This window comes from Mucilaginibacter sp. P4_E8, assembly GCF_056401495.1.
In genome coordinates this window covers 135,515-152,207 of record NZ_JBFUJG010000011.1, presented here as the reverse complement: position 1 = coordinate 152,207, position 16,693 = coordinate 135,515, and the positions used below count along the sequence as shown (strand labels likewise).

11 protein-coding genes are annotated in these 16,693 nt (G+C 41.3%); 2 read left to right on the top strand and 9 right to left on the bottom strand.

All coding sequences use genetic code 11. From position 1 onward, the window contains the following. Positions 1–3: 3 nt before the first annotated feature. Positions 4–2,334, bottom strand: coding sequence for a penicillin-binding protein 1A (locus AC1DRQ_RS07275; protein ID WP_429399464.1), 2,331 nt, complete (start codon positions 2,332–2,334; stop codon positions 4–6). A 271-nt stretch (positions 2,335–2,605) separates the two neighbouring features. On the opposite strand from AC1DRQ_RS07275, the gene AC1DRQ_RS07270 reads away from it, so the two are divergent. Further along, the gene (locus AC1DRQ_RS07270) at positions 2,606–3,484 is read left to right on the top strand and encodes a polyphosphate kinase 2 family protein (RefSeq protein ID WP_477423242.1); all 879 of its coding nucleotides are present in this window, start codon (positions 2,606–2,608) and stop codon (positions 3,482–3,484) included. 218 nt (positions 3,485–3,702) lie between these two features. Here the strand turns inward: AC1DRQ_RS07270 and AC1DRQ_RS07265 are convergent, their stop codons facing one another. From AC1DRQ_RS07265 to AC1DRQ_RS07230, 8 genes are all read right to left on the bottom strand, one after another. Then, positions 3,703–4,068 (bottom strand): magnetosome magnetite crystal formation protein family, encoded by a 366-nt coding sequence (locus tag AC1DRQ_RS07265; protein ID WP_429399466.1) that lies wholly within the window; start codon positions 4,066–4,068, stop codon positions 3,703–3,705. An 88-nt stretch (positions 4,069–4,156) separates the two neighbouring features. Further along, complete coding sequence (locus tag AC1DRQ_RS07260) at positions 4,157–6,754, bottom strand: GH92 family glycosyl hydrolase (RefSeq protein ID WP_477423239.1); 2,598 nt, start codon at positions 6,752–6,754, stop codon at positions 4,157–4,159. A 253-nt stretch (positions 6,755–7,007) separates the two neighbouring features. Continuing rightward, positions 7,008–10,148 carry an efflux RND transporter permease subunit gene (locus tag AC1DRQ_RS07255; protein WP_477423237.1) on the bottom strand — a complete coding sequence of 1,047 codons (3,141 nt, stop codon included), beginning with the start codon at positions 10,146–10,148 and terminating at the stop codon, positions 7,008–7,010. 113 nt (positions 10,149–10,261) lie between these two features. Then, a complete protein-coding gene (locus AC1DRQ_RS07250; protein ID WP_429399469.1) occupies positions 10,262–11,362 on the bottom strand; it encodes an efflux RND transporter periplasmic adaptor subunit in 1,101 nt (366 codons plus the stop codon). A 21-nt stretch (positions 11,363–11,383) separates the two neighbouring features. Continuing rightward, positions 11,384–12,658, bottom strand: a complete 1,275-nt coding sequence (locus tag AC1DRQ_RS07245; protein ID WP_477423236.1) for a TolC family protein — start codon at positions 12,656–12,658, stop codon at positions 11,384–11,386. Positions 12,659–12,895: 237 nt separating this feature from the next. Beyond that, the gene (locus AC1DRQ_RS07240; protein ID WP_477423235.1) at positions 12,896–13,678 is read right to left on the bottom strand and encodes an amidohydrolase; all 783 of its coding nucleotides are present in this window, start codon (positions 13,676–13,678) and stop codon (positions 12,896–12,898) included. Between the two features lie 112 nt (positions 13,679–13,790). Beyond that, positions 13,791–14,936, bottom strand: a complete 1,146-nt coding sequence (locus AC1DRQ_RS07235) for a methionine aminotransferase (RefSeq protein WP_429399472.1) — start codon at positions 14,934–14,936, stop codon at positions 13,791–13,793. 94 nt (positions 14,937–15,030) lie between these two features. After that, the gene (locus AC1DRQ_RS07230) at positions 15,031–16,008 is read right to left on the bottom strand and encodes a YeiH family protein (RefSeq protein ID WP_477423233.1); all 978 of its coding nucleotides are present in this window, start codon (positions 16,006–16,008) and stop codon (positions 15,031–15,033) included. A gap of 276 nt (positions 16,009–16,284) precedes the next feature. On the opposite strand from AC1DRQ_RS07230, the gene AC1DRQ_RS07225 reads away from it, so the two are divergent. Next, positions 16,285–16,692 carry a DUF4199 domain-containing protein gene (locus tag AC1DRQ_RS07225; RefSeq protein ID WP_429399474.1) on the top strand — a complete coding sequence of 136 codons (408 nt, stop codon included), beginning with the start codon at positions 16,285–16,287 and terminating at the stop codon, positions 16,690–16,692. Position 16,693 lies beyond the last annotated feature (1 nt).

The window sequence follows — 16,693 nt, the reverse complement described above, 5'->3', positions numbered from 1 at the left end:
CCCTTATTGATTTGGCGGAGTATTTTCAGGGTTTTCTGGTGGTGTTGTTGGTGCCGGTACAGGTAATACGCCGGTTGTATCAATAGGGTTGCTTGTACTATCAGTTGATGTGGTATCGGCAACTATCCTTGGCGAAGGGCAATTATATTGTTTAGTTATTTTAACCCATGGTTTTGGGAATGCACCATAGGTATACCCTGATTTAGGATCGGCATAAACTTTTTCCATAAAGCGGCCAAATATCGGCAGGGCGGTGTGTGACCCTTCGCCGGTTTCTGATGTGGTGAAGTGAACACTGCGGTCATCGGCACCTACCCAGATACCCGTAACCAGGTCTTTGGTGATACCCATGTACCAGCCATCCACATAATCAGATGATGTGCCGGTTTTACCACCAATCTGGTTGTCTTTTTTCCACAGGCCGGGATATTCCCATAATGCCTGTGAGGTGCCTCCGGGTTCTTCCATACCACCACGAAACATATAAAGCATCAGCCAGGCAGTTTCCGGGCTTATTACCCGTTCTGATTTTAATGTAAATTCTTTTACAACGTTACCATCCTGATCAACTACTTTAGTTACCAGCAGAGGATCTAATTTTTCGCCCTTATTTAAAAAAGTGCTGTAGGCCCTTACCATTTCAAAAACCGAAACATCATTGGAGCCCAGGGATACGGATGGCACCGATTTTAAAGGGCTTTCAATACCGCATTTATGCGCATACTCCACAATTTTATCCCAGCCTACCTTCTCTGTTAACTGCGCGGTTATGGAGTTAACTGATTTTCCCATGGCCCAGCGTAATGACATTTCCTGGTATGAAAAATGGAAATCGGCATTGTTGGGTTGCCAAACTTCGTCTTTGCCATTATCCTTGTATTTAATAGTTACAGGCTTATCGGTAAACTTATCGCAAGGTGTAAAGCCATTATCCAAAGCGGTTAAATAAGCAAATGGTTTAAAAGTTGAACCTGCTTGCCTGCGCGATTGGTTTACGTGGTCGTAATTAAAAAAGCGATGGTCAATACCGCCTATCCAAACCTTTATTTTACCTGTTGACGGCTCCAGGGTCATCATACCGGTGTTTAAAATATGAGCATAATATTTAATAGAGTCAATAGTTGAAAAAGTGGTATCCTGTTCGCCCTTCCAGGTAAAAACGGTCATCCGCTTTTTCTGTTTAAAGTATTGCTGTATCTGGGTGGTATCGCCTTTATATTTCTTATCGAGCAGTTTATATATAGGCAGCCTTTGTTCATTTTTTAATAAGAAATCTTTGATCTCCACACCTTTTGAATCGCGCCAGGGATTTTTATTGCCCCAAAGATTGTTGAAGCGTTTTTGCAGCATCTTCATTTTCTCGGCAACGGCCTCTTCCGCATATTGCTGCATACGCGAATCAATGGTAGTATAAATTTTAAGGCCGTCCTCGTACAGGTTATAGTCATTTTCCTTGCACCATTTATCCAGCCATTTTTCAACAGCCCGGCGTATATATGAGTCACCATGTGAATCTTCCTCTACATAACTCAGATTAAGCTTTATAGGTGATCTGACGCTGGTATCATACCCTGCTTTGGTAAGGAATTTATATTTTTCCATCTGTCCTAAAACCGTATTACGACGTTCAAGCGCGCGTTCAGGATTTTTAATTGGGCTATAGCTTGATGTGGCCTTGAGCATCCCGATGAGCAATGCAGCTTCGGCTGGGCTCACTTTATCGGGTGTTTTATTAAAATACTTTAACGAGGCGGTTTTAATACCAAAGGAGTTATTGCCAAACGGTACGGTATTAAAGTACAGGGTAAGTATTTGCTGTTTACTGTAAACATGCTCAATTTTAAAGGCAGTAAGCCACTCTTTAAACTTGTAAACTATGGTACGGATCAATGGAACACGCTTTATGATTCCCTGCGACTTTCTTTTACGCGTTTCGAACAGATTTTTTGCCAGCTGTTGGGTAATGGTACTTCCGCCGCGGCGTTCGCCTTTGGCGGTAGAGAGCATGCTGGTAAAAAAGGAATAAAAATCAACTCCGTGATGTTTGTAAAAGCGTACATCTTCGGTTGCAATAAGTGCATTTACAAGGTTTGGGGATATGTTTTTTAACTCAACCGGCGACCGGTTCTCTTTATAGTATTGGCCTATCAGTTTACCATCGGCAGTATAAACCTCTGAACCAACCGACATGATAGGGTTTTTAATATCCTGCATGTCAGGAGAGTAGCCTGAAAGCCACAGGAAGTTAAGTTCGATAGAACAGAAAAAGATAATAACGAAGTAAATAAATATGGCGAAATATCTCAGAAATCGGTTTCGTATACGTCTGAACATTGGGTAAAGATGTAAAATTATGACGCTAAATCATAGCCTCAAACAAATATTAATATGAGCAGTTTAATAAAAGCTACGGATATGCTCACCACCAACCAAATTATGAAGCATAAGGTATTAAAACCTTTTATTACCTTATAAAAAACTCATCCTCAAATCAGGATGAGTATTGGTGTGTTAATATCCGGCTTTTAAATTAAACGGCATCATTATAAACGCAATTTTAACATCTAAATTTTAAGTTAACAAAGTGTAACAAGATTTTTTTAATATGAGTAACATGATCAGCAAATTCAGGGTAAACGATGGTAAAACTTTCTCGCTTAAAGATTTTGATCCAGGCTATGCTGATGGCTTTAAAAAAAGTGATGCTAAAAAGGTTTTAACGGGTTTAATTGAACAAACTTTTGACCTGCAAACGGAGCTTTACGCCGCCAACAGGTATGCTTTGCTTATTATTTTCCAGGCTATGGATGCTGCCGGTAAAGATAGTGCTATAGCACATACCTTTTCGGGTTTAAACCCGCAGGGTTGCCAGGTATACAGCTTTAAACAACCCAGTTCTGAAGAATACAAACATGATTTTTTATGGCGTCACTACCGGTCACTCCCTGAACGGGGTCGTATTGGCATCCACAACCGTTCGCATTATGAAAACGTGCTGATAACCAAAGTACATCCGGAGCTTGTGCTAAAAGAGAATTTACCAGGCATTGATGCCGTTAAGCATATAGACCATCAGTTTTGGAACAAACGCTATGAAAGTATCCGTTCGTTTGAAGATCATCTTACCAGCGATGGAACAGTTATCATCAAGTTTTTTCTGCACTTATCAAAGGAGGAACAAAAAGAACGCTTTTTAAAACGGATAGACGATCCTAAAAAGAACTGGAAGTTTTCGGCAGATGATATTGAAGAACGCAAGTACTGGGACGATTATATGGATGCATATGAAAAGGCAATTAAGGAAACCGCTACAAAAAAATGTCCCTGGTACGTGATACCTGCCGACAAAAAATGGTTTACAAGAATAGCCATATCCTCCACTATACTCGAAACCCTGAAGGAACTGAAATTAACATATCCAGCCTTATCAAAAGAAGAAAAGGCAAAACTGGATGAATCAAAAAAGTTGTTGGATGGGGAATAGGTTTACCAAGCTGAGTTATAAAATTGGGAAACCCCAAGGGATGAAATGACATGCAAAAAATGATGCCTATAATATGATGTCATTGCGAGGAACGAAGCAATCTCATTAGGCAGGTCGACCACTTGTATAATGAGATTGCCACGCTACGCTCGCAATGACATATTTGTTAATTGCTGTGCAAAAACACTTTGCTCAGAATGACAAAAGTCTATCGATAATTAAATACCTGAAAATATTGATTGTGCTTTTTCACCAATAAGTGGGATAGGTTTTTGTTCGCCGTTGATGGCACCGATAAAGCCTATTATCCACAGAATTAATAAACCCACTTTAACTACCCAATAAAGCGCATAGCCCAAAGAAAAGCCGCCGGAAAAAAGTGTTGCTGCGAAAATAGCTCCAACAGCATAATAAATAACTATGGAAGCCAGGTGGAACAACAAAGTTTGCCTTAACTGGTAAGTAGATAGTGCAGTTTTATTGTCCTTATACATAGCAAAATAGGCTATAAGCCACCCAAGAATGAAAAAGTAACTGACGATCCCTGCTGTTTTGCCGTCGTCTTTTGATGGAATGTCGTTCATAGCGATAGGTTAATTTAAAATTGGTATTAATTAAATAAAGCTAACGATAATTTATTACCAAATTATTAATTTCTTACTAATTATGCCATCAATTTACCTTAACAAAACTGGCCTCATCAACAAAACTACTTTTGCCGTTACTGATGGCAATAGCCTTAACCGTTGTATTGGCCGAAATATTTACAGGCTGGCTGTAAAGTATTGCGCTTGCCGAAGGTGTTGATCCGTCAAGTGTATAGTATATTTTGGCATCAGCATCAGCACTTTTTATTTGGATGTTGAAGGGTTGTTTGAAAGTTTTTGATGGTGCTATAATGTATGGATTGGCCAAGATGAGGTTATCCGTAATTTTAGAAACAGGTTTTTCAAGATCCTGCGTAAACATTTTGTTGGCCAGCTTACCAGTGAATACTTCAAACTCACCGCCATCGGCAATATCAGTATAGTTGAGGTATAGTTTGTTGTAGGATTTTTTGGTAAGGCTCATGCCCTGCAGGTAGGTATTAGCACGACTTATACCGGCACCAGAGTTAGTGATGGTGAACTTTTTACCATTCTCCAGGTAAATAACAGCCTTATCAAACTGGGGGATGCCAATCTGGAACTCATTTTGGCCCGGAGCAATGTTATAAATACCCAATGAACTCATTACGTACCAGGCCGACATTTGTCCGCAATCTTCATTTCCGGCTAAGCCATCAGGTTTTTCGCTGTATTCCTCGCGTAATATGCGATCAATATAAAACTGGGTCTTATCCGGCGAATCGGTAAAGTTATACAGGTAGGCCATGTGATGGCTTGGCTCATTACCATGCGCATACTGGCCAATAAGTCCGGTAACATCGGGTACGGCATTGCCGCTTAGTTTTGATGTTGTGGTAAACAACTCATCGAGTTTGGCTTCAAATACCTGTTTGCCACCCATCCATGCCATTAAATTTTCCGTATCCTGCGGTACAAAGAAGGCATATTGCCAGGCATTGCCCTCGGTATAGTTGCGGTTTACTTCTGTAGGTTCAAAAGGGGAGATCCAGCCGCCATTAACACGAGCCTGCATAAAACCATTCTGGTTGTTATACGCGTTTTTCCAGTACTGCGCACGCTGAATGTATTCGGTATAATCCTGTGGCTTATCAAGCATTTTGGCCATCTGGGCTATACACCAATCGTCATAAGCATATTCCAGCGTTTTCGAAACGGAAAGGTTTATCGTATCGGCCAGTACTACGCCATGTTTACGGTAATCATCCAAACCAAACTGATCGCGGTTTACAGCTGCTTTCATGGCTGTAAAGGCTTCTGCAGCATCAAAATCACGAATTCCTTTTGCATATGCATCCACAATAACGGGGATAGAATGATTTCCGATCATGGCAAAGGTTTCATTGCTGGCTAATGGCCACATAGGTAATAAACCACCCTGCTCGTACATGGCTAAAAAAGTTTTAATGAAATCAAGAGTCCGTTTTTTATCTATCAGGGTAAGTAGGGGGTGTTCGGCCCTGTAGGTGTCCCACAAAGAAAATACGGTGTAATAATTAAAGCCCTGCGCGGTATGTATTTTTTGATCCAAACCGCGGTACTGACCATCAACATCATTATAAACGTTGGGGGCCAGCATGGTATGGTATAAAGCCGTGTAAAATATAGTTTGCTTAATTTTCGCATAATCAGGAATTACCGGTCTTTTCCCCTTGGGAGCATTAGGAACTGCATTTACCCTCAGGTCTGTTTGTGCCGCCTGGGTAGCCTGCGCTACGGTAGGGGCGCCACCTTCTACCTGGATCTTATTCAGCTCGGTATTCCAGGTTGCTTTTGCGGCTTTCTGTACTTTTTTAAAATCGAAATCCGGTACTTCGGTATCCAGGTTCTTTAAGGCACCTTCGGTGCTTACGGCAGATATTCCTACCTTGGCAATTACTTCGCCGGGGTTGTCAAACTGCAGGTACATTTTAATATTCTCCCCTTCAAGCTTGTTTTTACCTTGTTGCACCTGGTCGTTACTGGCTATGCCATAAGTTTTAAATGGTTTTGAAAATTTGGCATAAAAGTACACCTGCTGGTCTGCCGCCCATGATCCTGATTTTCGGAAACCCCGTATTTCATGATCATTCACTACTTCTATCCATGAATCCAGTACCTCGTCGCGGTGCTGCAGGTCAATAATAATGTTAGCATTTGGGGTCGATGGGAAATTATAACGATGTACGCCAACACGCGTAGTGGCAGTAAGCTCCACACCGATGTTATATTTATCAAGCAGCGTTTTATAATAGCCTGGGGTAGCCTCCTCATTTTTCTTTTTAAAGCCCGACCGGTAATCTGTATTCTTAAACTGGGGTTCGCCGGTGGTTGGCATAAACAATACATCGCAATAATCCAGATCGCCTGTTCCGCTTAAATGGGTGTGCGAAAAACCATAAACCACGGTATCGGTATAATGATAGCCTGAGCAGGCATCCCATCCGGTTAATCGCGTATCAGGACTAAGCTGCACCATACCAAAAGGCACAACAGCGCCCGGATAGGTATGCCCGTGCCCGCCTGTGCCAATAAAAGGATCAACCACCTGGGCGTAATCCTTCTCTTTTTTCTTTTGAACCTTTTGGGCTGATGCAGTTGATGCAATAACTAATAATAAAGTAAGTGCTAAAACATTACGAAGTACAGATTTGATAGCTGGCATATGGATGAATGCTGTTTTATTATATCACGCAAATTAAAACTTAAATATTACAACAAGCAGTAGCAATTTAAGCTAAATAATGTTAAAAACAGTTATTGAGAAAGAGGAAGTGCTATTTCACTCTTGAAAATGGTGTGTTCTTTATAGGTGAAGAAACACACCCCCTGCTACAACGTGGCCCTACGCTCCCCCTCTCAAGAGGGGGACAAAAAAACGCCCCGGCAWTTGCCGGGGCGTTTTTTATCTGATTAGATTAGGCATTTCTTACAGCACCCATTCTTTTTAAAAGTTTCCTGTTTTCCCGGCGATGAACTAACCGGTGAACTATGGCATATATAATTGGCAATATCAATAAAGTGAGTATGGTTGAAGTAACCAAACCACCTATTACCACAATGGCCAGGGGTTTTTGGGTTTCGGAGCCAATACCGGTTGAAACCGCCGCGGGCATTAGACCAATAGCGGCCATCAATGCGGTCATCACTACCGGTCTTACCCTGGAAATAACACCATCTAATATAGCCTGGTTAAGCGGCATATGTTCTTCAATGTTCTTTTTGAAAACCGAGATCAGAATTACCCCATTTTGTATACACACACCGAACAAAGCAATAAAGCCTATCCCTGCCGATATACTGAAGTTTGTACCGGTGATATGTAACGCGAGGATACCCCCAATTAATGCGAATGGTACGTTTAATATTACCAGTGTGGCATCTTTTACATTGCCAAAGGTTACAAACAGTATCAGGAATATCACTAATAAACAAATAGGAACCACATGCGCAAGGGTGTTTGATGCCCTTATCTGGTTTTCGAACTCGCCGGCCCAAACAAATGAATATCCATGATCGAGCTTAACACGGCGGTTAACTTTTTGCTGCGCCTCGGCAATGGTACTTCCCAAATCGCGGCCACGTACCGAGAATTTTACGGCGATGTACCGGGTATTATTATCCCTGTAAATAAAAGCAGGGCCGGTAATGGTTCTGATGGTAGCAATTTCTTTTATGGCAATTTTTGATCCGTTAAGTGTTGGCACCATCAGGTTCTCGATCTTATCCTGTGTATCACGGAATTGTTTCTGATATCTTATCCTGATATCAAACCTGCGTTCGCCTTCATATAGCTCAGTTGCTGCCTTACCACCAATGGCCATTTCAATTACCGAGTTAGCATCAGCAGTTGATACCCCATAAAGCCCCATCTTACGCTGGTCGAGCTCAATCCTAAACTCGGGCTGACCAAGGTTACGTAAAACGCCAAGGTCATCTACCCCTTTTACGGTTTTAAGTATGTTCATCACGCTGTCGGCTTTTGCATCAAGCGTTTGAAAATCGGGCCCGAATATTTTTACAGCTAATGCAGCGTTTACACCTGCAACGGCTTCCTCCACATTGTCACGTATGGGTTGCGAGTAGTTGAAAATAGCACCGGGGATCTTGCTTAGCTGTTTATCCATCTGGTCTATCAATTCATCTTCAGACAAACCGCTTGGCCATTCTTTTTTATTTTTAAGGTCGACCTGGATCTGTACATCAAAAAAGCCTTTCGGGTCGGTACCATCGTTGGTACGGCCTACCTGTGCCAGTGTTTGTTTTACCTCGGGGAACTTAGCCAGTATCTGCATCATTTTTTGGTTGATGCTTTCGGCTTCGGATAAGGAAACACTCATAGGCAGTTCGGCCTCCACCCAAAGGGCGCCTTCATTCAGATCGGGCAGGAACTCAGAACCGAGGAACTTTGCCGAAAAGAAGGTAAGTGCCATGAACGAGACTGCCACAATTAAACTCAGCTTAGGATTACGGTAGGTATAATTAAACATGCGGCGAATGCCGTTCTCAAAAAATATAACTACCGGGTTGTGTTTTTCCCTCACATTTTTACGCAACAGGATACTTGATAACGCAGGTACCAGAGTTAAAGTAAATATCAACGCGCCCAGTAAAGCAAAGCCCAGCGTATAAGCCAGCGGACTAAACATTTTACCCTCTACCTTTTGAAACGCGAAAATTGGGATCAAACAGGTAATGATGATGAGTTTGGAGAAGAAAATGGCTTTACCCATTTCGGCACCTACGTTTTTAAACAGACCCAGTTTGGCCAGTCCGTTAAACTTTTGCATACCTACTTCTTTGGCCTTATGATCAAGTGCCACAAAAATACCTTCAACCATTACCACGGCGCCATCTATAATGATACCAAAATCCACAGCTCCCATCGAGAGCAGGTTGGCGCTCATACCCTTGATACGCATACATATAAAGGCAAATAACAGCGACAACGGGATAATGATAACCACCGTTAAAGTAGTGCGCCAGTCGGCCATGAACAGGAATACGATCACCGTTACCAGTACAATACCTTCCATAAGGTTATGGATCACGGTTTCGGTACAAAAATCCATCAGGTTGGTGCGGTCGTAAAAAGTATCGATCTTAACATCCTTCGGCAAAATATTTTCATTAAGATCCTTAACCTTGTCACGTATGCGGTTTAAAACTTCGGCCGGGTTTTCGCCTTTGCGCATCACAATGATACCCTCCAGTACATCCTTCTGCTTGTCCCGGCTTACCTGACCCAAACGCGGCAAACCGCTTTCCTTTATTTCGGCAATATCTTTAGCCAGTATAGGTACGTTGTTTACATTTTTGATGATGATATTCTGTATCTCTTCAATGTTGTTGATCACACCTATACCCCGAACTACATAAGCCTGGTCATTCTTTTCTATTACATCACCACCTACGTTAATATTGGTTCGGTTTATGGCATTATACACATCGAGCGATGTAAGGCTGTACTTTTGCAGGAGCGTAGGATTTACGCTTACCTCATAAGTTTTTTCTTCGCCACCAAAGCTGTTCACATCGGCAACACCCGGAACTGATTTAAACTGGCGGTCAAGTATCCAGTCCTGTATGGCGGTTAACTCATGAATTGATTTGGTTCGGCTTTTAAGGGTGTACCTGTAAATTTCGCCGGTCGGGCCATAAGGAGGTTCTACTTCGGGCTTTACACCATCAGGCAGGTCGGCATTGCCCAGGCGGCTCAGTACCTGCTGGCGCGCAAAGGCATCGTCAACATCGTCATCAAAAATAATACGCACGTATGATAAACCAAATGCAGAGGTGGTACGCAGGTTAGCCTTTTTTTGTACCGAGTTTAAAACGGTCTCCATAGGGATGGTGATCATTTTTTCGACTTCTTCGGCACTACGTCCCGGCCATTGCGCTATAATGATGATCTGGGTATTGGTTACATCGGGAAATGTTTCAATAGGCGTGTTCATGTAACTCCACACACCGATCACAACAAGCACCAGTGTCATGAAAAACACAAAATAGCGGTGCCTGAGTGAGAAATAGATTATATTTTTAATGAATTTGTTCATTGTAGTATCAGGTATTTAGTATCAAGTAGCAAGTACAGGTATTAAATAGTATTAATTATTAAGCAGTTAGTATCCAGGGTTTGTAATCCGGTACCACTGTCTGGCTCTTGTTTTTACTCTCCTGTTAAAGAATCGTACAATAACAGCTGATTCTTTGAGATCACCCTGTCGCCGGCTTTAAGGCCCGACGAGATATAGGTGGTGTCGGCTACCGTTTTAATGATATTAACCTCTCTCAATTTTAAGTCGCACTTGTCGTTATATACAATTACATAATTCTTGCTGTTATCAAACACCACTGCCTTTGCCGGTACCGATACTGATTGTGCCCTTTCATTGTTGGTGATAATCACATTGGTAAACATTTCTGGCTTCAGCATCATATTTGTATTTGGCAATACGATCTTTATCTTCATCACCTTGTTATCGGGGTCTAAAACCGAGCTAACAGCATCTACCTTACCGGTAAACACTTTGTCAGGATAAGCTACTGTTGTAACTTTGGCTTCATAACCAGTTTTAACTTTGCTAATGTCTGACTCAAATACGTTGGCCCAGATCCACACATCCTTCATGTTTGAAATAGTGAACATGCTGTTATTATTATCCGGACGGATAAAACTGCCTGAGGTAATATTTTTTTCAACGATATAGCCACTTTCGGGCGCTTTGATAACCAGTGTGCCGCCGGCATTGGTATTACCGCCGCCATTGATAGCTATTTGCTGCTGTATTTTGGTATTGGATGCAACAGCTTTGTTATAGTTTTCTTTAGCCTCGGTATAGTCGCGCTCACTTGATATGCCGTTCTTATATAAATATTCGGCTTGCTCTAACTGACGTTTGGCAATGGCGAGGTCTGATCTGGTGGCCGTGAGGTCGGTATAATTACCGGCAACATCAGCGCTGCGTACAATGGCCAGCGTTTGGCCCTTGGTCACCTTGTCGCCCAGCGAAACTTTAACATCCAATACCTGCCCGCCTGCAAAAGGGAATACTTTAACCACGTTATTATCATCATATGATACCTCGCCCGAAAGGGTAAGTTCATCTTTCATGGTAGTGGTTTTTGCAGTGTCAATGGTAATCATATGCGCCATGGAGTCGCTTATGCAAACCTGTTTGTTTTCTGCTACGGGTTGTGGCTTGCCTTTGCAGGCGGCAAGCAATAGTAAAGCGGAGATGCCGGATAACAGCGTTTCTCTTTTCATCATTATTTAATATTTATAAAAATTTCAGGATTTAACTATAGTTGTGCCGGTGGCGAAGTTGAGATCGGCAATGGCCTTTTGCAGGTTGTATTGCTGTTGCAGTATTTTGAGTTTGGTATCTTTATAAGTATCAAAAAAATCAACAAATTCAATAAGGCTTATCTGCCTTTGCTGAAAGCTCTTGAGCATACTATTAAATAACTTATCATACTGTTCATTAAACTCAATTTGCTGGGTTGAGAATAATTGCTGATTTAATTTATATTGATTTACGGCAGCTACTACATCGTTTTTAAGCTGCAGTTCGTTTTGTTTTAAAGTGCTTTCCTGGCTTTGAATATTGTATTTGGCCGATTTAATATTGCCCTGGTTACGGTTAAAAAAGGGCAGGGGTAGGCCGATCTCCAAACCGTAATAGTTGGGCGCGTAATTACTGTTTTTATCATACGATGCGCCAATAGTTATATCGGGAACCGCCAGGGCCCTTTGATAGGCCAGGTTATGTGTAGCCGAACTGAGTTGGTACTGGTTTGACAGGTAATCAGGACGGTTTGTTTTGGCCTGTTCAATTAATGCGGGTATATCAAGTGCTACAGTCTCGGTAGGTTTATCATTAATGATAGGATCAACAAAAGCGGTCTCTTTGGTTTGCAGCAAGGTTTTTAGCTCAGTTTGCAGATCGTTGATCTGGCGGTTGTTCTCCACCATATCGTTCTGCAACCCAAAAAGCAGGGCTTTAAGCCTGATCAGGTCCTTCATGGAAGTATTGCCCGCATCATATGATTTTTGGATGGCCTGAACCAGGTTTGTTGCCGAGCTGATCTCGTTTTGGTAAACCTTTTCCTGTGCGTTCAGGGTAGCCAGCTGGCTAAAGTCAAGCTGCAGGTTGTATTTCAGGTTGCGCATCAGGTCATTAAAAGCGGCTTCCTGTACCATGGCATCGTCTTTAGCTACCTGTACCTGTTTGCCACGTTTACCGGCTGTGGTAAATACCTGGTTTAACTGAACAAATACTTGTCCGTTACCTTTGCTGTGGTCAAAAAATTTATTGCTGCCACTGGTATGGATGTTTTGATCGGTGCTCAAAACAGGATTATCCCAAAGTTTGGCTTGCTGTATCAGCGCTTTCGACGCTTCTACATTATACTTTTGGGCTAAAAGGCTTAAATTGTTTTCAAGAAATTGTTTTTCTGCATCCTGAAAGGTAAGCTTAACCGTGTCGGTTTGGGCATTGGCCCGGTTGGTACTAAAACTAAAAAGTACAACTAATAAAAAAAGCAGGGTTTTTATTTTATACATGATCATCGTTTATTCAACGGAACAAAAATTCATAACAGATATGAATTTTCTATGAAGACGACATGTAATTTGTGAGGTTTGGGGTTTGAAGTTTAAATTATTAAAAAAATGACAAATAATTTAATCAAAAAAGTGATGATTTATTTAATTGAAAATAGGGAAACGCGCTTGAACCCCGTGAAAATAAACAAGTTAAAAATGAAGTTTCGGAAAGTATACTTAAATCAATGATCAAAATTATTTTATCTCAAATTCATCTGCATCCTTTAAAAAAGGTAATGCGCGCCGGGCTTTTTTTACCTCATCGGCAATAATGGTGAATGTGTACACATCATCCTCATCGCGTTTGTAATACACCACATTTCCGTTAGGATCAATACAGGTTGAATCGCCTGAATGATAAACCTCATTGCCATCATGCCCAACGCGGTTAACACCAATTATATAAGCCTGATTTTCTACGGCACGCGCCGGCAGCAGGGTGCGCCAGTGCAGGGCCCTGCGCTCGGGCCAGTTGGCTACCACGATCAGCAGGTCATAAGCATATTCATTAACATTGCGCAACCACACCGGGAAACGCAGATCATAACATATTACCGGGCAAATTATCCAGCCGTTAAGTTCAACAAAAAGTTTCTCGGTACCGGCGGTATAGGTATCATGTTCTTTACCCAGGGCAAACAAGTGGCGTTTGTCATAATGTTCATAACTGCCGTCAGGCCGCATCCATATCAAGCGGTTAAAGTATTTATTAGCTTCTTTTATAATAATGCTGCCGGTTATAACACAATCATACTGTTGCGCAATTTTATGCATCCATTTCATGGTTTTACCATCCATAGGTTCAGCCAGTTTTTCAGCATCCATGGTAAACCCTGTGCTAAACATTTCTGGTAGTATGATAAGATCTGTTTTTTCGCGGATACCACCTGATAATCTCAGGGAGATATTCTGTAAGTTTTTATCGGTATTTTCCCAAAAAAGGTAGCCTTGAAAAATAGTAATTTTAAGATTATCCATAAGCATAATTTAAGTCTATAGACCAAGGTCAATAGTCCATAGATAATTAAAAAGTAAATAGACGATAATTAATGGTTCCTGGTATTATTTCTACAGATCCATTAACTACCAATTAAACTTTTATTAACCTATCAACGGCTTTATCTAAAGTTTCTTGCCTTTTGGCAAAACAAAACCTTAATACATGATGGTCAATTCCCTTGGTATAAAACGCTGAAACCGGTATGGAGGCAACGCCATTTTCTTTGGCCATCCGTATAGCAAAGTCGGCATCTTTATCATTGGTTATTTTGCTATAACGTACTGATTGAAAGTACGATCCGTAGCAAGGTAGTAATTCAAAACGGGTTTGTTCAAGGCCCTTACGAAAGTAATCCCTTTTCTGCTGGAAAAAATCGGGCAGGCCTAGATAAGTTTCTTCATTTTGTAAATATTCGGCAATGGCATATTGTATGGGGGTATTTACCGCAAACACCAAAAACTGATGTATTTTCCTGAACTCCTGCATCAAATATTCGGGAGCCATGCAGTAACCTACTTTCCAGCCGGTGGCATGAAAAGGTTTACCAAAGGATGCTACTATAAAGCTCCTTTGCTGTAATTCGGGATAACGCGCCATACTGTGATGGGTTTCGCCATCATATATCAGGTGTTCATATACCTCGTCGCTTAATATCAGGATGTCCTGATTTTTTACCAATGCGCTCAACTCATCAATATCCTCTTTGTGCAATATAGTTGACGTTGGATTTTGCGGCGAATTAAGGATGATCATTTTTGTTTTGTGGTTGATCAACCTTTTTACCATATCCCAGGCAATGCGGTAGTTAGGTGGTTCAAGGGCCAGTGATTTTACAACGCCGCCCATCAGTTTAATAGCCGGGGCGTAGCAATCAAATGCAGGCTCAAATATAATCACCTCATCGTTAGGATGAATAACCGCGCTGATGGCGGTAAATATAGCCTGCGTACCGCCGGCAGTTATGGTGATCTCGGTATCAGGGTTATAAACGGCGCCGTATAATTTTTCCGTTTTCTCGGCTATCTTTTCACGCAGGCCCATCACTCCGGCCATTGGGGCGTACTGATTATGACCGTTTTTCATGGCTTTGTTAACCAGCTCAATAAGCTCGGGCGAACAATCATAATCTGGAAAGCCTTGCGAAAGATTTATTGCACCAACTTCGTTGGCCAGGGCCGACATAATGGTGAATATGGTGGTGCCAGTTTGAGGTAATTTTGAAACAACAGGTATCATCTGGGGGCCAAAATAAGCAAAAAACTGCAAATCAGTAAGCGTAAAACTACGCTTTTTTTGTTTATTGAAATTATTTAGCTTTATAAGAAAGTTATTATACCAGATGTATTACTGCGTATAAAGCCGTGGCAGATATAATAATCCACAGTAATACACCCTGCATTAAGGGTCTGAAACCTACTGATAACAACACTGTACGTGATAATCCTGCACCTATCAGAAATAAGGTAAGCGTTAAACCTGCCCTGGCAATTTTTATGAAGTAGTGACTGATATTGGATACCGTCGGTATATAGGTATTGGCGACCATGGCCAGGATAAATAACCCGATAAAATAGGGTACACTTATTTTTTTTGAGTTGTTTTTGAAAATAAATGATGATATAAAGGCTACCGGTATGATCCATAAGGCCCTTGCAAGCTTAACCGTTGTGGCTACTTCCAGGGCACGGGGCCCATACTTACTGGCAGCACCAACTACTGAGCTTGTATCATGAATGGCAATGGCGCACCATAAACCAAACTGGGTTTGCGACAGGTTTAAATGATGCCCTATCAACGGAAATATAAATAATGCTATGGAGTTGAGGATAAAAACGCAGCCCAATGCAACCGATATTTGTTTTTCTTCGGCTTTGATGACAGGTGAAATTGCTGCTATAGCACTGCCTCCGCAAATGGCTGTTCCCGATGAGATGAGGTAGGAAGTTTTCTTTTCGATACGGAACCATTTACCCATCAGGTATCCAAAAACCAATGTTCCGGTAATGGATGCTATGGTAAACAATATGCCTTCTTTACCGGCTTGCAGGGCGCTGTGAACGTTCATGCCAAAACCCAAACCCACTACAGAGATTTGTAACAACAGGTGAGTGGCCTTATGATTTAAATGAAGATATGGATGACCGGTAAACTGAGCAATGACAAGGCCCATTAACAGTGCTATTGCGGGGCTTATAAATGGCGTCAGGCAAAGTGCTGTACATAATGCAAATATAACTATGCGAGCGTTTGAACTTACATGAAGTAATAACGCGCTGGAATTATTGGTGAATTGATTTGGAGTATGCATGATCTTTCTTTTAATACATGCAAAAGTGAAGCATTAGTAGGTGTGATTTTTATCACAAAATGATATGTTTAATAACTTTTGGTTATGATGTGTGGGATTTTTAGCTATTAATATATATCAGATTGATATTGTGGATCTGGGTTTATCATTGCTTATTGTTATGCAAATTAACGGGAGCAGGGCATATTGATAAAATATAATACGTGTGCAAACAATTATCTTAAGTTTTAACTTTCTTATAGGCAGATCATTAAATCATTTTCGTAAATTAAAGCCATGAAAAATGCATTTGTAACTGGTTTTGTAATTGGTATTTTTAGTGGAACCTGGCTGTTTGTAATGCACAATTTTGGATATAGCAATTCTGGTAACCATGTTGCACCGATTGAGTATTTATCTGTTTTAATACCCTTGGTTGGTGTTTACATAGGCGTGAAAAGTTATAAAGAAAATGAAAAAGATAATAGTCTCAGCTTTTTTGAAGCATTGTTTCAAAGTTTCAGGATATTATTAATAGGTGGGATTTTTGCCTGTTTAGGCGGACTTGTATACCTTAACTATGTTGACCAGGGGAACAACTTCCTTGACTTTTCTGGCCGTTTATTTGGCGGGTTATTAATCGGGATACTAATATGCATAGGGGTTTCGCTAACGCTGATGAACAGATCAGGTAAGCTTAACTAAG